The organism is Dongia sp. (assembly GCF_041905885.1).
GTDB lineage: Bacteria > Pseudomonadota > Alphaproteobacteria > Dongiales > Dongiaceae > Dongia.
Genome location: NZ_JAYRKD010000001.1, coordinates 51,088 through 72,028 on the forward strand (window position 1 = coordinate 51,088; position 20,941 = coordinate 72,028).

The window sequence follows — 20,941 nt, forward strand, 5'->3', positions numbered from 1 at the left end:
AGTCCCAAACGCGACCCGAAAAAGCTCCTACTGATATCGGCCGGGAATGGTTAACTTCCAGTTACCGATAGTCTCCAATCCTTACTGAAATCTAGACCGGATCGCCGGTTCCAGCCACAGCGCGAAGCTTGGCGAAGCCGGCTTTCGGCTGCCTTGTGCGGTCGGTCACAAAATCGACAAAGACCAATCCGAACGGCAGCTTAGAACGCGACGGCCCGGCCCGGCCACCAAGCCGGGACCAAGCCATGCTGCCGGACCTAATGCAACCCTCCTCCGAGGCTTCCCGGAGCACGAGCTGGTGATCGCGCAGGAAGGCGATCCTCCGCGCATCCGCGCACGCCGAAACCGTCGATCAGGGCATCGCTGCGTGAGAAGGCTCAGCCGCGGCAGTCAACCTCTGGCGGCGCGGACCTTGCTCAGGTCGACCGGCGCCCCGACGGACCCTTGGGCGGTCTTGAGGAAGGCCTTGATGCTGCGGATCGCCTGGCGGGTACGGGCCTCGTTCTCGACCAGGGCAAAGCGAACGAAGCCGTCGCCCTGCTCGCCGAAGCCGGTGCCGGGCGCCACCGCGACATTGGCCTCGGTCAGCAGGAGCTTGGAGAAATCGAGCGAGCCGAGGTGCTGGAAGCGCTCCGGGATCGGCGCCCAGGCGAACATCGAGCCCGCCGGCGGATCGACCGGCCAGCCGGCCGCGCGCAGGCCCTCGATCAGCACGTCGCGGCGGCTCTTGTAGCGGGCGCGCATCTCATCGACGCAATCCTGCGGGCCGTTCAAGGCCGCGGTCGCCGCCACCTGGATCGGCGTGAAGGCGCCGTAGTCGAGATAGGACTTCACCCGCGCCAAAGCGCCGATCAGCTTGGCGTTGCCGGCGCAGAACCCGATCCGCCAGCCCGGCATCGAATAGGTCTTGGAAAGCGAGGTGAACTCGACCGCGATCTCTTTCGCGCCCGGCACCTGGAGAACGGATGGCGGCGGCACGCCGTCGAAATAGAGCTCCGAATAGGCGATGTCGGAGATGATGTAGATGCCGTGTCGCCGACAGAAGGCGACCACCTCGGCATAGAAGTCGAGGCTCGCCATCTCGGCGGTCGGGTTGCTGGGATAGTTGATCACCACCGCGACCGGCTTCGGCACCGAGTGGCGCACCGCGCGGTCCATCGCGTTCATGAACTCCGGGCCCGGCTTGAACGGGATCGAGCGGATCGCCGCACCGGCGATGATGAAGCCGAAGGCGTGGATCGGGTAGGAGGGGTTCGGCGCCAGGATGATGTCGCCGGGGCTGGTGATCGCCTGGGCGAGGTTGGCGAGGCCTTCCTTCGAGCCCAGGGTGACGATCGCCTCGCGCTCGGGGTCGATCTCGACGTTGAAGCGGCGGGCGTAGTAGGCGGAGAGCGCCTTCCTCAATCCCGGGATGCCGCGGGAGTTGGAATAGCGGTGGACGCGGGGGTCGGCCAGGGTCTCGGTCAGCTTGTCGATGACATGCTTGGGCGGCGGCATGTCGGGATTGCCCATGCCGAAATCGACGATGTCCTGACCGGCGGCCCGCCCGGCGGCCTTGAGCTTGTTGACCTCGGCGAAGACGTAAGGCGGCAGGCGCTTGGTGCGGTAGAACTCGTTGTCGGTCATCGGTCCCGGCTCTCGTAAAGCGATAAGCGCATTTTTTCAAAGAAAGTCGGCATCGCCAAACGCTTTCTCACCCGCGAGCTGTGTACCGCTCTCATCTTAAGAGAGGAGACCGGCTTCCAGCCTGTGCAGCGCCTGGATGGTGAGCGCGGCGGCCGAGGCGCGGTTCTCGACGCCGAGCTTCTCGAAAATCTGCTCCAGGTGCTTGTTGACCGTGCGCGGGCTGATGCCGAGCACGGTCGAGATGTCCTTGTTGGACTTGCCGCGGGCGATCCAGAGCAGCACCTCGGCCTCGCGTCCGGTCAGCGCGAAGTGGCGGCGCAGCCGCTCGACATCCTGCCTGGGCTCGACCTGGGTGACGCGCAGCAGGCGCTCGCCGGCCTGGACCTGGCCGAGATAGGCAAGCTCGACCTTGCGCGCCTCCGTGCCCCAGATGTGGGTGGCGTGGTCGGGGCCGCCCTCGGCCGCGCGGGTCATCCAGCCGACGATCTCGGCGGGCAGGCGGAAATCGGTCTCGCGGGCCTCGGGCGAGATCTGGCGCAGCAGGCGCACCGCCTGGGGCGTCGACCAGCGCAGCCGGCCCTCCGGCGTCACGGAGAGCAGGAAGCGGCCGGTCGCATCCAGCGCCGAATGCGCCGCGGCCGAGCGCCGGGCATTCCGGAGATGGACCCGCACCCGGGCGATCAGCTCGTCGATCACGATCGGCTTGGTGAGATAATCGACGCCGCCGACCTCAAGCCCGCGCACGATATGCTCGGTCTCGGAAAGGCCCGTCATGAAGATGACCGGCACATGCGCGAGATGGTCGATGCCCTTCAGGCGGCGGCAGGCCTCGAAGCCGCCGATCCCCGGCATCACCGCATCCATCAGGATGAGATCGGGCGTCACCTGCTCGGTCAGGCTGAGCGCGCTCTCGCCGTCGAGCGCCACCAGGACGGTCGCCCCGGTGCTCTCGATCGCCTGGGTGAGGAAGCCGAGCGTGTCCGGCGACTCATCGACCACCAGGATGATGTCGCGCTTGGGCTCCACGGCGTCCTCAGGAAGCGGCGCGCTCAAGCAGGCTCTCCAGCCGCGCCATGTATTGCTTCAGCTCGAAATTGCGCACCAGGTTGCGCAGCTCGGCGATGATCGTGGCATGCTCCGGGCTGCCGCCCGCGACCTCGTCGAGCTTGGCCTCGATGCCGCGCACATAGCCGATCTTGCCGAGCCGGTGCAGGTCGGCGAGATGCTGCATCGGCAGGGGTGCCGCGGTCTCCGATTTGGCCGCCTGGTCCTCGTCATGGATCCAGTCGAGGCCGAGCGCGTCGCGGATCGCAGCCAGCAGGTGATTGACCTCGATCGGCTTGGTGACGAAGGCGGTGTCGTCGAAGGCATGGGCCTGCATCTGCTCGTCGGCATTGGCCGAGACGATGATGATCGGGATCGCGCGCGTCCGCTCGCGCAGCCGGCGCGCCACCTCCCAGCCGTTCATGTCGGGCATGGTGAGGTCGAGCAGCGCGAGGTCAGGCGGATTCTCCGCGGCGCGCTCCAGGCAGATCTCGCCGTTCTGCGCGGTGGTGAGATCGAAGCCCAAGGGGGTCAGCAATTCGTTCAGGAGATCGAGATGGCCGATATCGTCGTCGGCCGCCAGCACCTTCCTCCGGCGGCCGCGATAGCCGATGATCCGCCGCTGGCGCACCGCCACGACCGGCGCCGGCGCCTCGGAGAGCATCAGCCGCACGCGGAACAGGCTGCCCTCGCCGGGCGTGCTTTCGACCGAAACCTCGCCGCCCATGATCTCGGCCAGCAGCTTGGTGATGGTGAGACCGAGACCGGTCCCGGGCACGCCGAGCGCGCTCGCGGTCTTGCCGCGCTCGAACGGCTGGAAGATGCGGCCGAGATCGCCGGCCTCGATGCCGATCCCGGTATCGGCGATCTCGAACTCGGAAATCTGGCCGCGGTGCCGGGCGCGGAACACCACGCCGCCCTGGCGCGTGTACTTGATCGCGTTGGAAAGCAGGTTGATCAGCACCTGCTTCAGGCGTTTCTCGTCGGCGAAGACATAGGGCGGCAACTGCGGCGAGGGCTCGTAGCGGAACTGGATGCCCTTGGCGCCGGCCTGGATTCGGAACATGTCGACCAGCTGCTCGAGGAGTTCTGTCAAGGCGATGCGGTCGCGGTTCAATTGCAGGCGCCCGGCCTCGATCTTCGCGATGTCGAGCAGGCCGTCCACCAGGGTCGACAGATGCTCGGAGCTGCGGCGGATGACCCGCACCGCGTCCTGGGTATGGGCCGACAAGGCGGCGTCGCGCTCCATCAGCTGCGCATAGCCGAAGACCGCGTTCAAGGGTGCGCGAATCTCGTGGCTGACGCCGACGATGTAGCGGCTCTTGGCGGTGTTGGCCGCCTCCGCCACGCTCTTCGCCTTCTGCAACTGGTCGTAGGTGCGTTCATGTGCCTCGATCTCATGAGTCAGCATCTGGGTCTGGCGCTCGGTTTCTTCCTCGGCGACCTGCCGGCTTTCGTGCGCGAGGACCATCAGCCAGGCGACGATGCCGGCGATGCCGAACAGGGCGAAATAGACCGAGAGCAGGGTGGTGTGGACGGTCGCGGTGTCCGCCGCGATGCCGGCGGTGCCCTGGAACAGGCCGATCAGCAGCAAGGTGCCGGCGATTACGAGGTTGAAGGTCAGGAACAGGCCGGCGAAGCGGCCGAGCCGCGAGTTGAGGCCGATCGCCATCTGCGCGGGCAGGACCTTGCGCAGCGCCAGCTGCAGCTGGTCGGTGAAGCGGCTGTTGGTCTTGCAGAGATCGTGGCAGCGGGCGTCGAGGGTGCAGCAGAGCGAGCAGATCGGCCCGGCATAGGCCGGGCAATAGGACATGTCCTCGCGCTCGAACTGGTGCTCGCAGATGCAGCAGCGCACCGCCTTGGCGCCGCCCCATTCGGTCTCCGGTGCGCGGGCGATGTAGTAACGCCCCCGGGTCCAGAGCGCGATCAGCGGCGCCGCGGCGATCGCGGTGAACAGGCCGACGAAGGCGGCCAGCGCCTGCAGGGCCGCGCCGAACAGGCCGAAATAGGCCGAGGTCGAGAGCAGGATCGAGACCAGCATCGCGCCGACCCCGACCGGGTTGATGTCGAAGAGATGGGCGCGCCGGAACTCGATGCCCTTGGGTGAGAGGCCGAGCGGCTTGTTGATGACGAGATCGGCGACCAGCGCGCCGATCCAGGCGACCGCGAAGTTGGAATAGAGGCCGAGGATCTTCTCGATCGCCTGGAAGATGCCGAGCTCCATCAGCAGCAGAGCAAGCAGCGCGTTGAACACCACCCAGACCACGCGGCCGGGATGGCTGTGGGTCAGCCGCGAGAAGAAGTTCGACCAGGCGATCGAGCCCGCATAGACGTTGGTGACGTTGATCTTGAGCTGGCAGGTGATGACGAAGATGCCGGTCAGCACGATCGCGGTCTGGGGCGAGAGCGACATGGCTTCGAAGGCGACCTTGAAGAGCTGGGTCGGCTCGGCGGCGCGCTCGACCGGCACACCGTATTTCAAGGCGAGGACGGCGAGGAAGGAGCCCGCCAGCAGCTTGATCGCGCCGAGGAAGATCCAGCCGGGCCCCGACGGCAGCAAAGCCGCCCACCAGAGCAGGCGGGCGCGCAATCCGCCTTCCGGCTTCGGCGAGGGAAGGAAGCGGAGATAGTCGGCCTGCTCGCCGATCTGCGGCGCGAAGGAGAGCAAGGTGGAGGCGGCGAGGCCGAACAGGATCAGGTCGAAGCCGCCGGCGGTCTCCTGCGACCCGACGAAGGTGGTCCAGTCGTGGAGCGCCGGGGCGTCGCTGAAGCCGATATAGAGGAGCGGGGCGAATTGCAGGATCAGCCAGATCGGCTGGGTCCAGACCTGCAGCCCGCTGATCAGGCGGATGCCGTAGGTGACGATCGGGATCACTACCAGGGCGCAGATGATATAGGCGACCCAGAGCGGCATCGCGAACCACATCTCCAGCGCCAGCGCCATGATCACCGCTTCCACCGAGAAGAGGAGAAAGGTGAATGAAGCGTAGATCAGCGAGGTGATGGTGGAGCCGATATAGCCGAAACCGGCGCCGCGGGTCAGCAGATCGACATCGACGCCGTATTTGCTGGCGGTATAGCTGATCGGCAAGCCGGTCAGGAAAATGAGGACACCGACGATGGCGATCGCCATCACCGTGTTGTCGAATCCGTAAGCCAGCGTGAGCGCGCCGCCGATCGCCTCGCAGGCCAGGAAGGAGATCGCGCCCAGCGCCGTGTTGGAGACCCGGAACAGCGACCAGCGCCGCGCCTCATGCGCGGTGAAGCGGAGCGCGTAGTCCTCCAGGGTCTGGTTGCCGACCCATTGATTGTATTGCCGCCGGACCCGGGCAATGCGCTGCCGACCGGTCATCCCCTAAGCGCTCAGCCTCCGTCCCCGCGTTTGGCGCTGGGGACGAGTATGCGCCGCACTGTTGCTGCGTTGCAATATACGTCAAATGCCCCATACCCGGCTTTGTCATCCGGGTGTTAGATGGAGTTAACAATCAGAAAAGCCGAGGTTTTTCCGCTGATGCGGGGCCGGCGGGGAAGCCGCTTCGCCCTAAGGATGAGCCTCGAATAATGCAACGCAACATGGGACGGCTTCTCAGCAATGGAGACTAGGATGAAGATGGGAAAGACAAAATTGGCATTGGCTGGCGCGTTCGCGGTCACCTTCGCGGCCGGCACCGCCTCGGCCGAAGAGACAATCAAGGTCGGCATCCTGCATTCGCTGTCGGGTACGATGGCGATCAGCGAGACGACTCTGAAAGACGTCATGCTGATGCTGATCGAGCAGCAGAACGCCAAGGGCGGCTTGCTCGGCAAGAAGCTGGAAGCGGTCGTGGTCGACCCGGCTTCGAACTGGCCGCTCTTCGCCGAGAAGGCGAAGCAGCTCCTGGAAGTCGACAAGGTCGCCGCGACCTTCGGCTGCTGGACCTCGGTCAGCCGCAAATCCGTGCTGCCGGTGTTCGAGCAGGATAACGGCATCCTGTTCTACCCGGTGCAATACGAGGGCGAGGAGAGCTCGCGCAACGTCTTCTACACCGGCGCCGCGCCGAACCAGCAGGCGATCCCGGCGGTCGATTACCTGATGAACGAGGAAGGGGTGAAGCGCTGGGTGCTGGAAGGCACCGATTACGTCTACCCGCGCACCACCAACAAGATCCTCGAGGCCTATCTGAAGATGAAGGGCGTGCCGGCCGAGGACATCATGGTCAACTACACGCCGTTCGGCTTCAGCGACTGGCAGACCGAGGTCGGCAACATCAAGAAGTTCGGCTCGGCCGGCAAGAAGACCGCCGTGGTCTCCACCGTCAACGGCGACGCCAACGTGCCCTTCTACAAGGAGCTCGGCAACCAGGGCGTCAAGGCGACCGACATCCCGGTGGTCGCTTTCTCGGTCGGCGAGGAAGAGCTGGCCGGCCTCGACACCAAGCCGCTGGTCGGACATCTGGCGGCCTGGAATTACTTCATGAGCGTGGACGCGCCGGAGAACAAGGCCTTCATCGACGAATGGCACAAGTTCACCAAGAACGACAAGCGCACCACCAACGACCCGATGGAAGCCCATTACATCGGCTTCAACATGTGGGTGAAGGCGGTGGAGAAGGCCGGCACCACCGATCCCGACGCCGTGATCGACGCGATGATCGGCATCTCGGTGCCGAACCTGACCGGCGGCTATTCGGCGATGATGCCGAACCACCACATAACCAAGCCGGTGCTGATCGGCGAGATCCAGGCCGACGGCCAGCTCGACACCGTGTGGCAGACTTCCGGCCTGGTGCCGGGCGACGAGTGGTCCGATTATCTCGACGGCTCGAAGGACCTGATCTCCGACTGGCGCAAGCCGCTCTCCTGCGGAAACTTCAACGTGAAGACCGGCAAGTGCGGCGGCGCTGAAACCGTCGCGACCCAGTAAGGGAAGGCTGACCGGCGGCCGCGTTGGGGACGCGGCCGCCGATCGGCGGATCAGCATGCGTAGGTTCCTGATCAGTTGCGCGCTGCTGCTGTTCGCCGCTCTCGCGGCGAGCCCGGCCGAGGCCGATCCGGTCGACGACATCCTCGCCGGCTTCGCCAGCAGCAAATACGACGAGATCGAAAAAGCGATCGCAGCGCTGGCGGCCAGCGGCGACGCTTCCGCCCCGGCGATCCTGGACGCCTTGAACGAAGGCGCCCTCCAGGTCGCATCCGACAAGCAGCTCTACATCAAAGGCGACGACGGCAGCCCGAAGGCGGCACGAAGCGGCGCCGACCTGACCGGCGAGATGCCGCCGGGCCTCAAACCCGTCAAGGTCAACAATCGGGTCCGGCGCGCGATCGAGGCGGCGATGGGGCAGTTGACTCTCCTGTCCCCGGACCCGGCGAAGCGCCTCAACGCCGCGGCCTCACTCTTTCACGCGCCGGACCCGGCCCAGTTGCCGGCGGTCGAAGCCGCGATCGCCAAGGAGACCGACCCCGCCGTGAAGCGCGCCTTCGAGGCGGCGCGGGCGGCGGTCGTGCTCGCGGCCCCCGATGCCGCGGAGGCGGACAAGATCGCCGCCGTGGAACTGATCGCGGCGCGCGGCGACGAGGATGCGAAGTCGCTGCTGGATGCCGCGGCGGCCAATGGCGCGCCCGCCGTCGCCGCGGCGGCGAACGCGGCGCTGAAGGGAATCGAGCAGACGCTGGCGCTGTGGTCGGCGGCGCAGAATGTCTATTACGGACTGAGCCTGGGTTCGGTTCTGCTGCTGGCGGCGATCGGGCTTGCCATCACCTTCGGCGTCATGGGCGTCATCAACATGGCCCATGGCGAGATGGTGATGCTCGGCGCCTACACGACCTATGTGGTGCAGCAGGCGGTGATGGCGATGGCGCCGGGCCTCTCCGATCTGGCGCTGCTGATCGCCGTGCCGACGGCCTTCCTGGTCAGCGGCGCTGCCGGAATCGCGATCGAGCGCTCGATCATCCGCTTCCTCTATGGCCGGCCGCTCGAGACCCTGCTCGCGACCTTCGGCCTTTCGCTGGTCCTGCAGCAGGCGATGCGCTCGATCTTCGGCCCGACCAATCTCCAGGTCGACAACCCCTCCTGGATGAGCGGCTCGATGCAGCTCGGCGGGCTTGCCATCACCTATAACCGGTTCTGGATCATCCTGTTCTCGGTCGCGATCTTCGCGCTGCTGACCTTGGTGCTCAGGAAGACCGCGCTCGGGCTGCAGATGCGGGCGGTGACGCAGAACCGGCGCATGGCGGCCTCGATGGGGATCCGCACCGGCTGGGTGGATTCGCTGACCTTCGGCTTGGGTTCGGGCGTCGCCGGGATCGCCGGCGTCGCCCTGAGCCAGATCGACAATGTCAGCCCCAATCTCGGACAGGGCCACATCATCGACAGTTTCATGGTCGTTGTGTTCGGCGGGGTCGGCAATCTCTGGGGCACGCTGGTGGGTGCGCTGTCCCTGGGTGTCGCCAACAAACTGCTGGAACCGATGGCGGGCGCGGTGCTCGGCAAGATCGTGGTTCTGGTGCTGCTGGTGCTGTTCATCCAGCGCCGGCCGCGCGGCCTCTTCCCGGTCAAGGGCCGGGCGGTGGAGTCATGAGCGCGCTGCGCAGCACTTCCGTGGCCCTCGTCATCATGGGCGGCTCGCTGGCGGTGGCGCTGTTGAGCCTGCTGCCGGCGGAGCATGCTTTGCATGTGCCGGGCTACGTCGTGGCCTTGCTCGGCAAATATCTCTGCTACGCATTGCTCGCGCTCAGCGTCGACCTGGTCTGGGGCTATGTCGGGATCCTCTCACTTGGGCATGGCGCCTTCTTCGCGATCGGCGGCTATGCCATGGGCATGTACCTGATGCGGCAGATCGGGAGCCGCGGCGTCTATGGCGATCCGCTGCTGCCGGATTTCATGGTGTTCCTCAATTGGAAGGAGCTGCCGTGGTACTGGCACGGCTTCGACCAGTTCGGCTTCGCGCTGCTGATCATGGCGCTGGCGCCGGGGCTGCTCGCCTTCGTCTTCGGCTATCTCGCCTTTCGCAGCCGGGTCACCGGCGTCTATCTCTCGATCATCACCCAGGCGCTGACCTATGCGCTGATGCTGGCCTTCTTTCGCAACGACATGGGCTTCGGCGGCAATAACGGGCTCACCGATTTCAAGGACCTCCTCGGCTTCAGCCTGCAATCCGACGCGACGCATGCCGGCCTGCTGATCGCCAGCGCGGCCTTGCTCAGCCTGTTCTACCTGGTCTGCCGCGTCCTGGTCGGGGCGCGGTTCGGCAAGGTGCTGGTGGCGATCCGCGATGCCGAGAGCCGGGCGCGCTTCCTCGGCTACCGGGTCGAGCGCTACAAGGTCGCGGTCTTCGTCTTCTCGGCGGTGATGGCCGGCCTCGCCGGCGCGCTCTACGTGCCGCAGGTCGGGATCATCAATCCAGGCGAGTTCGCGCCGGCCAATTCGATCGAGGCGGTGATCTGGGTCGCGGTCGGCGGTCGCGGTACCCTGGTGGGCGCGATCATCGGCGCGGTGCTGGTCAACCTCGGCAAGACCATCTTCACCGGCGCGCTGCCGGAGCTCTGGTTGTTCGCGCTGGGCGGGCTGTTCATCCTGGTGACCTTGTTCATGCCGAAAGGCGTGGTCGGGGTCTGGGATCGCGTGATGGCGTCGCGCAAGGCGGAAGCGAAGCCGCCGCTGATCGCGGCGCCCCTGCAGCAGCCGGAGGCCGGCGAATGATCGAGACCAACGCGCTGCTTTATCTCGACGGCGTCACCGTGAGCTTCGACGGATTCAGGGCGCTGAACACGCTCTCCTTCGTGGTCGAACCGGGGGAGATGCGGGCGGTGATCGGCCCCAACGGCGCCGGCAAGACCACGATGATGGACGTGATCACCGGCAAGACCCGGCCGGACACCGGCACGGCCCTGTTCCGAGGGACCTCCGATCTCACCCGGCTGGACGAAGCGGAGATCGCGACACTGGGCATCGGGCGCAAGTTCCAGAAGCCGACCGTATTCGAGATGCACAGCGTCACCGACAACCTGCTGCTCGCACTCAAGGGCGACCGGGCGCCGCGGCGCGTGCTGTTCGCGCGGGAGACGCCGTCAGAACGGGCGCGGATCGACGAGATCCTGGAGACGGTACGCCTCTCGGCGGTGCGCAAGCGCCTGGCCGGCGAGCTCTCGCATGGGCAGAAGCAGTGGCTGGAGATCGGCATGCTGCTGGCCCAGGAACCGGAGTTGCTGCTGGTGGACGAGCCGGTCGCCGGCATGACCGACGCCGAGACGGCGGATACCGCCGACCTGCTGCGCCGGATCAACCGGACCCGGAGCGTCGTGGTGGTGGAGCATGACATGGCCTTCGTGCGCGCGCTCGACGTCAAGGTGACGGTGCTGCATGAGGGCGCGGTGCTGGCGGAAGGTTCGCTCGACCATGTCAGCGCCGATCCGCGGGTGGTGGAAGTCTATCTGGGGCGATAGAAGATCATGCTGGAGATCGACAATATCTCGCTCCGATACGGCGCCGCGGTGGCGCTGAAGAGCGTGTCGCTGGCTGCCTGGCCGGGGCGGATCACCTGCCTCTTGGGTCGCAACGGGGTGGGGAAGACCAGCCTCTTACGCGCGGTGGTCGGGCACCAGCCGATCTTCAACGGCGCCATCCGCTGGCAGGGCGAGGAAGTCGCGAAGCTGCCGCCCTTCGAGCGGGCGCGGCGCGGCATCGCCTATGTCCCGCAGGGGCGCGAGATCTTTCCGCTGCTGACGGTGAAGGAGAATCTGGAGACCGGCTTCGCGGCCTTGCCCGGCAACCGGCGCAAGCTGCCGGCGGAGATCTTCGAGCTCTTCCCGGTGCTGGGCAGCATGCTGCGGCGGCGCGGCGGCGATCTTTCCGGCGGTCAGCAGCAGCAGTTGGCGATCGCGCGGGCGCTGGTCACCCGGCCCAAGCTGCTGGTGCTGGACGAGCCGACCGAGGGCATCCAGCCCTCGATCATCAAGGATATCGGGCGGGTGATCGCGCATCTCGCCGCCGGCGGCGAGATGGCGATCCTGCTGGTCGAGCAGTATTTCGAGTTCGCCCGCGAACTCGCGCCCCGGATCGCGGTGATGGACCGCGGCGAGATCGTGATCGACGACGCCGCGGAACGGCTCAATCCCGAAGTCGTCAAGCGGCATATCGCCGTTTAGGACCGTTCATCCGATGCTCGGCGCCCGCCATCCCGACGGGCGCCGATTGCCAGGGTTCAAGCCGCCTTCTTGGTCAGCGCGCCGGCGAGCTTGCCGGAAATCAGACCCGCGACTGCGCCGATCACGAACGACACGATCATCTTGACCAGCGGGTTGTCGAAGTTCGGCGAGGTGAGATTGGCCAGCGGCCCGGTCCCGGCTGCCGTATCCGAAGCCTGGTGCAGCGAATAGGCGACGGTCGCGGCATAGCCGTAGACCTGCGCCGGCACCGCCGACAACGGCTCGATCGAGGCGACGATCACCAGGAAGAAGACGGTGACGCCGACCACGATCGCCGGCCAGACCGGCAAGGTGCCGAAGGCCGTGACCGGCACCTTCACGATGATCAGCAGCGCGATCCAGGCGATCACGGCGCCGTAGGCGGTGCCGGCGATGGTCTTCACCAGCGCCTTCTGGTCGCCGCCGGTGTGGAAGAAGCAGCCCCAGGCGATGAAGCCGGCCCAGACCAGCACGATGCTGGAAAGAGGCCCGAGAGCGAGGAACGCCCAGATGGCGCCCAGCACGGCGATACTCAGTGACAGAGCAGTAAGCTGCGGCACGATACCCTCCCAATATGTCAATCGGGGGTGTTGTTCGGCCTTCCGCCGATGTGATGTGCGAAGAAAGTCAGAATCGCTTCGTTGCCTCTACCGCGGTCCCCCGTTCTTCCCGCGCAAGGCCATTCGCACAACTCGCGCCCGCAAAATCCCCTGCAGCGGACGGGAGGCGATTCATGACGGAGATTTTACCGGGATTCGCGTGGCGCCGATCTTGTACTTGGGAACGACGGGACTCGGCGCTGTTGAGAGCGGTTCTAGAAGACTCGCCTTCGACTCGCCGAAGATGGACCGCAAAAAAGAAAACGGCGCGCCACCGGGGTGGCGCGCCGCTATAGGCGGAGAGCAATCTTCAGTCGGATCAGGCAGCCAGCGCGCCGGATGCCTTGGCGATGTGAGTCGCGATCGCGTCCATCAGCGCCGGCGACAGGCAGTCATAGGGCTCGAGGCCGAGTTCCCTGATCCGCGCGCGCACCGCGCCCATGTTGTCCGGCTTCGCACCGGATTCGATGATCGAGGACACGAAGGCGGCGAACTGCGGCTCCTGCCAGCCGTCCTGCTTCGAGAGCTCGGTGTGGATGAAGTCGAGGCCGTAGAAAGGATGCTTGGTGTTCTCGATCCGGCCATACATGTGGACGCCGCAACCGGTGCAGGCGTAGCGCTGGATGGTGGCGCTCGGATCGACGATCTTCAGCTTCTGGCCGTTCTTGGTGACCGACACGGAATCCTTCGGGACCACCGCGACCATCGAGAACAGCGCGCCGGAGGGCTTCCAGCATTTGGTGCAGCCGCAGATATGGTTATGCGCGCTCTGCGACTTGACGGTGACTTCGACCGGATCGCTGGAGCATTTGCAGGTCAGCGTCCCGCCGGTGAAGCTCGAAGAGCCTTTCTTGAGCCCGCCGTCGACCGACGGATGAATTGAAACTGCCATCTTTTTCCTCCCAATCGCGAATGCGTTTCGCCGCCCGCAGCGAGGGTGCTGCCGATAGGGCCGGCCTCGCTGGCCGAGCGCTTTGCGGCTCTCAATTTATACGCTTGCCGGTTTCCCCCCGTCGAGGGTCGCGGCGGTAACCCTGGCCTAAAGGATGAGACATGCGCGGAAATTCAAGGATTTCCGTGATGCATGTCACGGATTTGACGCCGATCGATTATGGGAACCGGATCTACTGGGGCAGATCTTCCTGGATCGCACGCGATAGGGCGAAAAGCCGCTGCTCGATGACGCTGGGCTGCTGGCAGATCACCGGCAGCAAATGCTCGCGGTCGTCGAACACCCTGGAATCCCAATCGATGGTCTGCTGCAGCGCCATGCGTTGCTCGATCACTTTCGGATCGCCGGAGCTGGGATCCAATTCGTCCAATTGCTTCCAGCCTTCCTGGATGCGCTGCGAGAGGCTGTCCTGGCGGCTGTTGAAGTGCTTGATTCCGCGAATGATCTGGCTGCGCTCGTCGCTCATGGTTTCGAACAGGCCGGCGAACAGGGCGGTCAGCACGCCGGCACGGTCGTCCTTGTAGCCGGCGGAGAAGCGATGCACGGCGTCGATCGCCTGGTCCTGCGGCATGCGCCGCGGCGCGATCTGCTCGACCAGGCTGGCGACGGCCTGGTTGTCGCGCCAGCTGGTCGCGGCGGCGCCTTCCGGGTCCGGTCCGTGCCAGACCGAGCCGATGGAAATCTCCGGACGCTGCACCTGCTCGCAGGGCCAATCGGAGCCGGTCGCGGCGGCCGGCGCGTTCGAGGCCGGCGCGGCGGCGCCGGGTGTGCTGGCCGAGGCGGGATCGGGCGCGGTGCTGCCGGGTGCGGTTTCCTGCGCCAAGGCGAATGCGGCCGACAGCGCCAGCGCCGTGGAGAGGCCGAGGGTTTGCAGCACCGATCTCATCGCGATCTCCTGTTGAAACGCGGCATCATGCGCCGGCGCCGCCGGTGCGCACGCGGGCGATCAGGCCCTTGGCCGGATCGTAGGCGGCGATGGCGCCGCCGAGGAAGACGACCAGGAAGCCCGCCACTACGCCGGCATTCTGCAGCGCGGTCGCGTCGAACTTCACGTAGAGCAGGAAGCGGGTCAGCTCGACCGCATAGGTGAAGGGGTTGAAGGCGCAGATGTCGTGCAGCAGCGGGCTCGCCTCCTCGACCTTCCACAGCGGATAGAGCGCCGACGAGGCGAAGAACATCGGGAAGATGATGAAGTTCATCACCCCGGCGAAATTCTCCAGCTGGCGGATCATCGAGGAGAGCAGCAGGCCGAGCGCGCCCAGCATCAGGCCGGAGAGGATCAGCGCCGGGATGACGGTGATGTAGCCCAACGGCGGCAGCTCGATGCCGTAAGCCCAAGCGATCAGCAGGAAGACGTAGATCTGCGGCAGCGAGAGCAGGGTGCCGGCGATCAGCTTGGAGATCAGCAGGAACCAGCGCGGCACCGGGCTGGTCAGCAGCACGCGCATGCTGCCCATCTCGCGGTCGTAGACCATGGAGAGCGAGCTCTGCATGCCGTTGAATAGCTGGATCATCGCGATCAGCCCGGGGATGATGTATTCGTCGTAGAGGATGTAGGTCTCGTAAGGCGGCACGATCGAGACCCCGAGCACCGAGCGGAAGCCGGCGGCGAAGACGAACAGCCAGATCAGCGGCCGCACCAGCGCCGAGACGAAGCGGCTCCTTTGCTGGATGAAGCGCAGGCCCTCGCGCCAGACGATGCCGATGAAGCAGCGGATCCAGCCGGCGCCCGTCATCTATCGTCCCTCATGCGGCCTTCCCCTCGGTGATGCGGCGGAAGGCGTCGTTGAGGCTGGTGGCGCCGGCCGAGGCGATGATCTCGCGCGCCGGCCCCTGGTTCAGCACCTTGCCGCGGTGCAGGATCACGGTGCGGTCCTCGGGCTGGACCTCGTCGATCAGATGGGTCGCCCAGAACACGGTGAGGCCGCGGTCGCGCACCAGGCTGCGGACGTCGGCCATGATGTCGGCGCGACTCCGGATGTCGAGGCCGACGGTCGCTTCGTCGCAAAGCAGCAGATGCGGGTTGTGCAGCAGCGCGCGGGCGATCTCGACCCGCCGCGCCTCGCCGCCGGAGAAGCCGCGCACCTTGCGCTTGGCGTGGTCGGCGAGGCCGACCCGCGCCAGCTCCTCTGCGATGCGCGCGCGCGCCTTGCCCCAGGGCATGCCGTGCAGCGCGGCGTGATACCAGAGATTCTGGTTGGCGCTGAGATCGGGATCGAGGGCCCGCTGCTGGAACACCACGCCCAATTGCGAGAGCGCCACCGAGCTCTCCTGGCGGAGGTCGTGGCCGAAGATCCGGATCGAGCCCACTTGCGCGGTGTAGAGCCGGGTCACCAGGGAGAAGAGCGTGGTCTTGCCGGCGCCGTTCTGGCCGAGCAGCACCACGAACTGCCCGGCCGGAACCGCGATGTTCACTTGATCCAGGATGGTCTTGCCGCCGATCTTGTGTGACAGGTTCTCGATCGCCAAAGCGGCGACGTCACCATGGTCTGAAGCTTGATCCGAAACCGTCATCTCACTTGATCGCGATGCCCCAGGGCAATTCGCCCACGGGAATCGATTTCAAGACCTTGAGCTTCTCCACGTCAATCACCGAGACGTCGTTGGATTCGCCGTTGGCGCTCAGGAGCATCTTGGCGTCCGGGGTCAAGGCGAGCTGCCAGACCCTTTGCCCGACCAGCAGATAGTCCTTTACCTCGTAGGTGGCGGCGTCGATCACCGCGACCCGGTTGGCCGGTCCCAGGGCGACGAAGACGGTCTTGCCGTCGGGCGTGATCGAGATGCCGACCGGTTGGATGGTCTCCTTGCGCAGGCCCTGCACCGCGAACTCGATCTTGTGCTCGACCTTCCTGGTGGCGGTGTCGATGACGGCGACCGTGCCGCCCACTTCCGACGAGACCCAGACCTTGGAGCCGTCCGGCGTGAAGCGGGCGAAACGCGGCCGGGTGTCGACCAGCACGCTGTCCACCACCTCGAGGGAGGTGGTGTCGATGAAATGCGCCATGCTGGTGGTCTCGGAGGTGTTCACCAGCCATTTCCCGTCGGGGCTGACGCCCATGCCCTCGGGCTCGGTGCCGACCGGGATCTCGGCGGCGACGTCGCCGCTGTCGGTGTCGAGCACGGTCACCATGTTGTTGTCCTCGTTGGCGACGAACAAGGTCTTGCCGTCGGTGGACAAGGTGAAGAGCTCGGGGTCGGGGCCGCTGTTCAGGGTGCGGACCACCTTCAGCGTCTCGGTGTCCAGCACCTCGATATGGTCGGCGTCGCTGGTGCAGACATAGACTTGCTTCAGGTCGCCGCTCATGATGATTCCGCGCGGCCGCTCGCCGACGTCGACGGTCGCGGTCACCTCCATCTTGTCGAGGTCGATGACGGTGACCGTGTTGCTCTTCTCGTTCGAGACATAGGCGGTGTAGGCCTGGGCGCCCGATGCCGTCAGGAGCAGCCAGGCCAGGGTCGTGGTGCCGAGCAGCGTCTTCATCTTTGTCCTCCCGTCAAAGCGGCTCCGGCGGCGGCTGGTCGCTCTTCTTGATTATGGGTTCAGGTTGCATTGCGAATCCGGCTGATCGAAGCCGAGCGTGTCGAGCGGCGTGCGCTGGTGCAGGAAGCCTTCCTGCGGCGAGACCGAGACGAGCATCAGGGGCGAGGCCAGGAGGATCGGCTCCCGGAGCTGCTGGTCCCAATGGCGGAAGGTGAGGCCCTGCCCCTTGAAGGCGGCGAGCTCGAACTGGTCGGAGAGCATGTAGTCGCGCATCGCCTTGGGGTCGGCGGTGCTGATGCGGGTGACACTTTCGCCGAAGGTCCGCGCCGCGGCCCAGCCGGCATAGTCGCGCTCCAGCATCGGGCGGCCGGCGAGCTTGATGAAGCGGCGCTGGATCTGCGTGGCGCCCCATTGCTCCTGGGCGCGGTGCCAGGCGGTCGGCACCAGGCCCTGGGTGCCGACCACCGGCCGCGGGTCCCAGGTGCGGTAGGGGAGATAGTCGCCGAACACCTCGCTCTCGTCAGCGACGATCATCACGTCGTAATCCGGCAGGCGCTGGGTCAGCTCGGTCATCTGCTTGCGGACCTGGGCCTGGCCGGTGTCGGTGCGCCGCGAGCCGGCGGTGAAGGTATAGGTGCGCTCTTCGACGATCTTGCCGGCGAAGCGCTTGGCGGCGCGACGGATGGCGTCGGCGAACAGCTTGTCGTCCGGGTTCGAGCCCTCGATCAGCACCCACTTCATCCATTGTTTGCTGACGAGATACTGGGCGAGAGCGTCCGCCTTCATCGCCCGGTTGGGCATGATGTGGAAGACATTGGCGCGGCAGTCCGTCAGGCGCAGGCGGTCGTCCTGGGTGCGGATATCCAGGATGACCGCGTCCTGCATCTCCGGGAAGCCGGCCAGCTCCAGCAGCCGGTCGGCGGTCAAGTCGGCGATGATGAGCTTGATGCCGGCGCTGGCGAGCTCGGTCGCCGCCTGGTGCAGATCGCCGCCGTCCGGGATGACCTTCTCGGTCACCGTGTAGTCCTGCTTCAGGAACTTGCCAGTGGTGTTGTTGTCCTCGAGGCCGAGCTTGATGCCGGCCAGCCCCTTGTCCTTGGGCACGACCTCGATCAGCGAGAGCGGATCCGGCTCGGGGATCTCTTCGCTGATATAGCCGATGGATATCTTCAGCGGGGTCGTATCAGCGCGGGCGTCGTTGCCACCAGTCGAGACGATCGAGATGAAGAGAGCCAGAAGTGCAACGAAACCGGCGCCGATTCCGCGAGGGAGAGCGGCGCCCCCCGTCATTGCGTTGCCTGCTTCAGGTAGGCGATGACGTTGGCCCGGTCTTCCGCCTTGGGCAGGCCGGGGAAGGCCATCTTGTTGCCGGGAATTTCATCCTTGGGCTTGGTGAGGTACTTGTCGAGCTCGGCCTCGTCCCAGGTCTTGCCGGAATTCTTCATGGCGTCGGAATAGCTGAAGCCCTCGATCGAGCCCGCCTTGCGGCCGATGATGCCGTGCAAGCTCGGGCCGACCTTGTTCTTGCCGGCCTCGACGGTGTGACAGGCGGCGCATTTGGCGAAGACCTTCTTGCCCTTCTCGGCATCGCCATCGGCGCGGGACGGCGCGCTGGCCAGGGTGACGAAGGCCGCGGCGGCGAGAATGGTGAGGCCGAAACGCGCGGCCGCGATGGAATGACGCATGAAAACTCTCCCAGTTTTGGTCTTAGGTGGCAGGCGAACGGCATGCTGCCGTGCCGGCGAAGAATCGCCAAGTCCTCTTTCGTACAATTCCAAAGAGAGTAGAAATCGCCCGAAAGCCGGGCAAGGGGCCTTGCAATGGGGTTCGACTAAAGTAGTAGCAAGAATCAGTGACTTGACGAGAGGACGCGGGCTGGCAGGCTCAGGGCCGCATGCGCGCCCCGGCTTTCATTGTCATCCTGCTTGCAGCTCTAGGATCGCCCGCCCGGGCCGAGGAAGCGCAGCCCTTGCCGGTCGAGGAAGTGGCGCCCGGCGTCTATGTCCACCACGGCCTGCATGAGGAGGCGACCGTCGCGAACCAGGGCGGCATCGCCAATATCGGATTTGTGATCGGCGACGCCGCGGTCGCGGTGATCGACAGCGGCGGCAGCCCGATGGAGGGCAGAGCGCTGCTGGCGGCGATCCGGCAGATGACGCAACTGCCGGTGCGATACGTGATCGACACGCATTTTCATCCCGACCATGTGCTGGGCAATGCCGCCTTCGTGGCGGAAGGCGCGGAGTTCATCGCCCACAAGAACCTGCCGATGGGCCTGATGGCGCGCCGCGACAGCTATGTCGCGATGTATGAAGCCGTTTTTGGTCCGGGATCGGCCCAGGACGCGCTCGTGGTGCCGTCTCATCTCGTGGGCGATAGGGAGACGATCGATCTCGGGCAGCGGGTGCTGGAGATTCGGGCTTTTCCGACTGCGCATACCGACAGCGATCTCGTGGTGATCGACCAGACGTCGCAGACGCTGTTCGCCGGCGACCTGGTCTTCCTGGAACGGACGCCGGCAATCGACGGCTCGATCCTCGGCTGGCTGAAGGCGATCGAAGCCTTGCGCGCGGTTCCGGCGGCCCGGGTGGTCCCCGGTCATGGACCGGTCAGCGCGCCCTGGCCGGCGGCGCTGGATCCGGAGCAGGCCTATTTCGAGCTGCTGGTGCGCGACATCCGCAAGCTTTTGGCCGAGGGCGGCAGCCTGCAGCAGGCCACCGACCGGATCGGCTTTTCGGAAAGCGCGAAATGGCAGCTGTTCGATTCCTATAATGCGCGCAATGTGACCGCGGCGTATACTGAACTGGAATGGGAGTAGGGCCGCCGACGGGCCGGCCCACCCCGCAATGGGAGATCACCCCCATGCATACCTTTAGGAAGCTGGGCTTCAAGCGGCGTACATTTCTCGGCACCATGCTCTCGACCGGCCTGCTCGCCGTGTCCGGACGCGCGCGGGCCTATGACGATCCCTGGCCGGATCTGCAGGAGGCGTTGTTCCCGGGCAAGACCCTCGACGACGGCGCGGGCTTCATCACGATCACCGCGCCGGAACGCGCCTACGACGCCGCAACGGTGCCGATCTCGATCGACTTCGACGCCGCGAAGATGCCGGGCATCGCGGTGAAGGCCATGACCCTGGTCGTGGACAAGAACCCGGCGCCGGTCGCGGCGGTGTTCCACTATCCGGACGACACGGTCAATCCGTCGATCGGGACGCGGATCCGGGTCAACGAATACACCAATATCCATGCGGTGGTGGAAGCCGCCGACGGGCGCCTGTTCCTGGCCAAGGTGTTCGTGAAGGCGGCGGGCGGCTGCTCGGCGCCGGCCTCGAAGAGCGTCGCCGACGCGGCGGAGCATCTCGGCGATCTGAAGCTCAAGGTGCCGAAGGAAGCCAGCGCCGACAAACCGTCCAAGCTCGAGCTGCTGATCCGGCATCCGAACTTCACCGGCATGCAGATGGATCAGGTCACGCGCAACTACGTGCCGGCCGATTTCGTGCAGAAGGTCGACATCACCCATGACGGCAAGCCGGTGCTTTCGGTCGAGGGCAACATTTCCTTGAGCGAGAATCCGGCCTTCGAGTTCTGGCTGAAGCCGAAGACCCAGGGCGTGCTGCGGGTCAACGCCGAAGACTCGAGCGGGCGGAAGTTCGAGCGTGTCTGGATGGTGCCCGCGACATCCTGAGGGCGACTTCCCAAGGTTGGCGATTTGACAGAAGCGGTGTCAGAAGCAGCGGAAATCGGCCTCGATCTGCGCCAGGCGCAGCTGCTTCACGATCTCATCCAGCTTCGTCATGCTGCGGAACACCGCCGTGGCGTCGCCCGCCACCTGTCGCATCTGCAGGATGGTCGAAGCTTTCTCGTAGGTGTCGTAGGGCACGATCGAGGAGACCGCGTCGATCGAGCAGGAACAGCGGCGCAGCATGTCCTGGGTCTGGCCGTTGCTGGCCAGGCAGCCGATCACGTAGTCGGCGACGACCTCGGTCGGGTAGTTGTTGGCCGCCACGGCCGGGCCGGGACCGGCGCCGAGCATCGCGATCGCCGCCGCCGTCGCAACCAGAATGCGCCTCATGCC

Annotated in this window: 19 protein-coding genes and 1 pseudogene; 7 read left to right on the forward strand and 13 right to left on the reverse strand. The window is 65.8% G+C overall.

Annotated features, from left to right (window positions below; translation table 11 throughout):
- Positions 1 to 91 precede the first annotated feature (91 nt).
- From ACH2CY_RS00250 to ACH2CY_RS00265, 4 genes and pseudogenes are all read right to left on the reverse strand, one after another.
- Positions 92 to 328, reverse strand: a pseudogene (locus ACH2CY_RS00250) (hypothetical protein); the annotation flags it as partial.
- Between the two features lie 62 nt (positions 329 to 390).
- Positions 391 to 1,626: an LL-diaminopimelate aminotransferase gene (locus ACH2CY_RS00255; protein WP_395014624.1), complete on the reverse strand. Its 1,236-nt coding sequence runs from the start codon at positions 1,624 to 1,626 to the stop codon at positions 391 to 393.
- Between the two features lie 96 nt (positions 1,627 to 1,722).
- Positions 1,723 to 2,679 (reverse strand): response regulator, encoded by a 957-nt coding sequence (locus tag ACH2CY_RS00260; RefSeq protein ID WP_395014625.1) that lies wholly within the window; start codon positions 2,677 to 2,679, stop codon positions 1,723 to 1,725.
- Positions 2,660 to 6,022, reverse strand: a complete 3,363-nt coding sequence (locus ACH2CY_RS00265) for an ATP-binding protein (RefSeq protein ID WP_395014627.1) — start codon at positions 6,020 to 6,022, stop codon at positions 2,660 to 2,662. The genes ACH2CY_RS00260 and ACH2CY_RS00265 overlap by 20 nt, the downstream gene beginning before the upstream one ends.
- A 258-nt stretch (positions 6,023 to 6,280) precedes the next feature.
- Between ACH2CY_RS00265 and urtA the strand changes: the two genes are divergently transcribed.
- From urtA to urtE, 5 genes are read left to right on the forward strand one after another with little or no spacing between them, the layout of a single operon-like run.
- Complete coding sequence (gene urtA / locus ACH2CY_RS00270; protein WP_395014628.1) at positions 6,281 to 7,573, forward strand: urea ABC transporter substrate-binding protein; 1,293 nt, start codon at positions 6,281 to 6,283, stop codon at positions 7,571 to 7,573.
- 55 nt (positions 7,574 to 7,628) lie between these two features.
- A complete protein-coding gene (gene urtB, locus ACH2CY_RS00275; protein WP_395014630.1) occupies positions 7,629 to 9,227 on the forward strand; it encodes an urea ABC transporter permease subunit UrtB in 1,599 nt (532 codons plus the stop codon).
- Positions 9,224 to 10,348, forward strand: a complete 1,125-nt coding sequence (gene urtC / locus ACH2CY_RS00280; RefSeq protein ID WP_395014631.1) for an urea ABC transporter permease subunit UrtC — start codon at positions 9,224 to 9,226, stop codon at positions 10,346 to 10,348. Before urtB ends, urtC begins: the two co-directional genes overlap by 4 nt.
- Positions 10,345 to 11,091: an urea ABC transporter ATP-binding protein UrtD gene (urtD, locus tag ACH2CY_RS00285; protein WP_395014633.1), complete on the forward strand. Its 747-nt coding sequence runs from the start codon at positions 10,345 to 10,347 to the stop codon at positions 11,089 to 11,091. The genes urtC and urtD overlap by 4 nt, the downstream gene beginning before the upstream one ends.
- Positions 11,092 to 11,097: 6 nt before the next feature.
- Positions 11,098 to 11,793, forward strand: coding sequence for an urea ABC transporter ATP-binding subunit UrtE (urtE, locus tag ACH2CY_RS00290; RefSeq protein WP_395014635.1), 696 nt, complete (start codon positions 11,098 to 11,100; stop codon positions 11,791 to 11,793).
- Positions 11,794 to 11,849: 56 nt separating this feature from the next.
- Here urtE and ACH2CY_RS00295 read toward each other — a convergent pair whose 3' ends face one another.
- The 8 genes from ACH2CY_RS00295 to ACH2CY_RS00330 all read right to left on the reverse strand — a co-directional run bounded on the left by ACH2CY_RS00295 (position 11,850) and on the right by ACH2CY_RS00330 (position 18,549).
- Positions 11,850 to 12,392: a DUF1097 domain-containing protein gene (locus tag ACH2CY_RS00295; RefSeq protein ID WP_395014636.1), complete on the reverse strand. Its 543-nt coding sequence runs from the start codon at positions 12,390 to 12,392 to the stop codon at positions 11,850 to 11,852.
- Between the two features lie 358 nt (positions 12,393 to 12,750).
- Positions 12,751 to 13,323, reverse strand: coding sequence for an S-(hydroxymethyl)glutathione synthase (gene gfa / locus ACH2CY_RS00300; RefSeq protein WP_395014639.1), 573 nt, complete (start codon positions 13,321 to 13,323; stop codon positions 12,751 to 12,753).
- 232 nt (positions 13,324 to 13,555) lie between these two features.
- On the reverse strand, positions 13,556 to 14,269 hold the full coding sequence (locus ACH2CY_RS00305; protein ID WP_395014640.1) for a hypothetical protein: 714 nt from the start codon (positions 14,267 to 14,269) through the stop codon (positions 13,556 to 13,558).
- A 25-nt stretch (positions 14,270 to 14,294) separates the two neighbouring features.
- Complete coding sequence (locus ACH2CY_RS00310) at positions 14,295 to 15,119, reverse strand: ABC transporter permease (RefSeq protein ID WP_395014643.1); 825 nt, start codon at positions 15,117 to 15,119, stop codon at positions 14,295 to 14,297.
- A gap of 10 nt (positions 15,120 to 15,129) precedes the next feature.
- Entirely contained in the window at positions 15,130 to 15,897 is a 768-nt protein-coding gene (locus ACH2CY_RS00315; RefSeq protein WP_395014645.1) for an ABC transporter ATP-binding protein, read from the reverse strand.
- Between the two features lies 1 nt (position 15,898).
- Positions 15,899 to 16,864 (reverse strand): PQQ-dependent catabolism-associated beta-propeller protein, encoded by a 966-nt coding sequence (locus ACH2CY_RS00320; RefSeq protein ID WP_395014648.1) that lies wholly within the window; start codon positions 16,862 to 16,864, stop codon positions 15,899 to 15,901.
- Positions 16,865 to 16,915: 51 nt separating this feature from the next.
- A complete protein-coding gene (locus ACH2CY_RS00325; protein ID WP_395014650.1) occupies positions 16,916 to 18,154 on the reverse strand; it encodes an ABC transporter substrate-binding protein in 1,239 nt (412 codons plus the stop codon).
- Positions 18,151 to 18,549 (reverse strand): c-type cytochrome, encoded by a 399-nt coding sequence (locus ACH2CY_RS00330; protein ID WP_395014652.1) that lies wholly within the window; start codon positions 18,547 to 18,549, stop codon positions 18,151 to 18,153. The genes ACH2CY_RS00325 and ACH2CY_RS00330 overlap by 4 nt, the downstream gene beginning before the upstream one ends.
- A 209-nt stretch (positions 18,550 to 18,758) precedes the next feature.
- Between ACH2CY_RS00330 and ACH2CY_RS00335 the strand changes: the two genes are divergently transcribed.
- Both ACH2CY_RS00335 and ACH2CY_RS00340 read left to right on the forward strand, forming a co-directional pair.
- The gene (locus tag ACH2CY_RS00335; RefSeq protein WP_395014655.1) at positions 18,759 to 19,682 is read left to right on the forward strand and encodes a quinoprotein relay system zinc metallohydrolase 2; all 924 of its coding nucleotides are present in this window, start codon (positions 18,759 to 18,761) and stop codon (positions 19,680 to 19,682) included.
- A 44-nt stretch (positions 19,683 to 19,726) separates the two neighbouring features.
- On the forward strand, positions 19,727 to 20,551 hold the full coding sequence (locus tag ACH2CY_RS00340; RefSeq protein ID WP_395014656.1) for a quinoprotein dehydrogenase-associated SoxYZ-like carrier: 825 nt from the start codon (positions 19,727 to 19,729) through the stop codon (positions 20,549 to 20,551).
- A 39-nt stretch (positions 20,552 to 20,590) separates the two neighbouring features.
- On the opposite strand, the gene ACH2CY_RS00345 is transcribed toward ACH2CY_RS00340, so the two are convergent.
- The gene (locus ACH2CY_RS00345) at positions 20,591 to 20,938 is read right to left on the reverse strand and encodes a hypothetical protein (protein ID WP_395014658.1); all 348 of its coding nucleotides are present in this window, start codon (positions 20,936 to 20,938) and stop codon (positions 20,591 to 20,593) included.
- Positions 20,939 to 20,941: the final 3 nt, after the last annotated feature.

What these genes read in the sequence shown, in the direction of transcription:
- ACH2CY_RS00320 (WP_395014648.1), bottom strand. Translation starts at nt 16,864, where the DNA reads ATGAAGACGCTGCTCGGCACCACGACCCTGGCCTGGCTGCTCCTGACG.
- ACH2CY_RS00325 (WP_395014650.1), bottom strand. Translation starts at nt 18,154, where the DNA reads ATGACGGGGGGCGCCGCTCTCCCTCGCGGAATCGGCGCCGGTTTCGTT.
- ACH2CY_RS00335 (WP_395014655.1), top strand. Translation starts at nt 18,759, where the DNA reads ATGCGCGCCCCGGCTTTCATTGTCATCCTGCTTGCAGCTCTAGGATCG.
- ACH2CY_RS00305 (WP_395014640.1), bottom strand. Translation starts at nt 14,269, where the DNA reads ATGAGATCGGTGCTGCAAACCCTCGGCCTCTCCACGGCGCTGGCGCTG.
- ACH2CY_RS00265 (WP_395014627.1), bottom strand. Translation starts at nt 6,022, where the DNA reads ATGACCGGTCGGCAGCGCATTGCCCGGGTCCGGCGGCAATACAATCAA.
- ACH2CY_RS00345 (WP_395014658.1), bottom strand. Translation starts at nt 20,938, where the DNA reads ATGAGGCGCATTCTGGTTGCGACGGCGGCGGCGATCGCGATGCTCGGC.
- ACH2CY_RS00315 (WP_395014645.1), bottom strand. Translation starts at nt 15,897, where the DNA reads ATGACGGTTTCGGATCAAGCTTCAGACCATGGTGACGTCGCCGCTTTG.
- urtD (WP_395014633.1), top strand. Translation starts at nt 10,345, where the DNA reads ATGATCGAGACCAACGCGCTGCTTTATCTCGACGGCGTCACCGTGAGC.
- urtA (WP_395014628.1), top strand. Translation starts at nt 6,281, where the DNA reads ATGGGAAAGACAAAATTGGCATTGGCTGGCGCGTTCGCGGTCACCTTC.
- ACH2CY_RS00310 (WP_395014643.1), bottom strand. Translation starts at nt 15,119, where the DNA reads ATGACGGGCGCCGGCTGGATCCGCTGCTTCATCGGCATCGTCTGGCGC.
- ACH2CY_RS00340 (WP_395014656.1), top strand. Translation starts at nt 19,727, where the DNA reads ATGCATACCTTTAGGAAGCTGGGCTTCAAGCGGCGTACATTTCTCGGC.
- urtE (WP_395014635.1), top strand. Translation starts at nt 11,098, where the DNA reads ATGCTGGAGATCGACAATATCTCGCTCCGATACGGCGCCGCGGTGGCG.
- ACH2CY_RS00330 (WP_395014652.1), bottom strand. Translation starts at nt 18,549, where the DNA reads ATGCGTCATTCCATCGCGGCCGCGCGTTTCGGCCTCACCATTCTCGCC.
- urtB (WP_395014630.1), top strand. Translation starts at nt 7,629, where the DNA reads ATGCGTAGGTTCCTGATCAGTTGCGCGCTGCTGCTGTTCGCCGCTCTC.
- gfa (WP_395014639.1), bottom strand. Translation starts at nt 13,323, where the DNA reads ATGGCAGTTTCAATTCATCCGTCGGTCGACGGCGGGCTCAAGAAAGGC.
- ACH2CY_RS00255 (WP_395014624.1), bottom strand. Translation starts at nt 1,626, where the DNA reads ATGACCGACAACGAGTTCTACCGCACCAAGCGCCTGCCGCCTTACGTC.
- urtC (WP_395014631.1), top strand. Translation starts at nt 9,224, where the DNA reads ATGAGCGCGCTGCGCAGCACTTCCGTGGCCCTCGTCATCATGGGCGGC.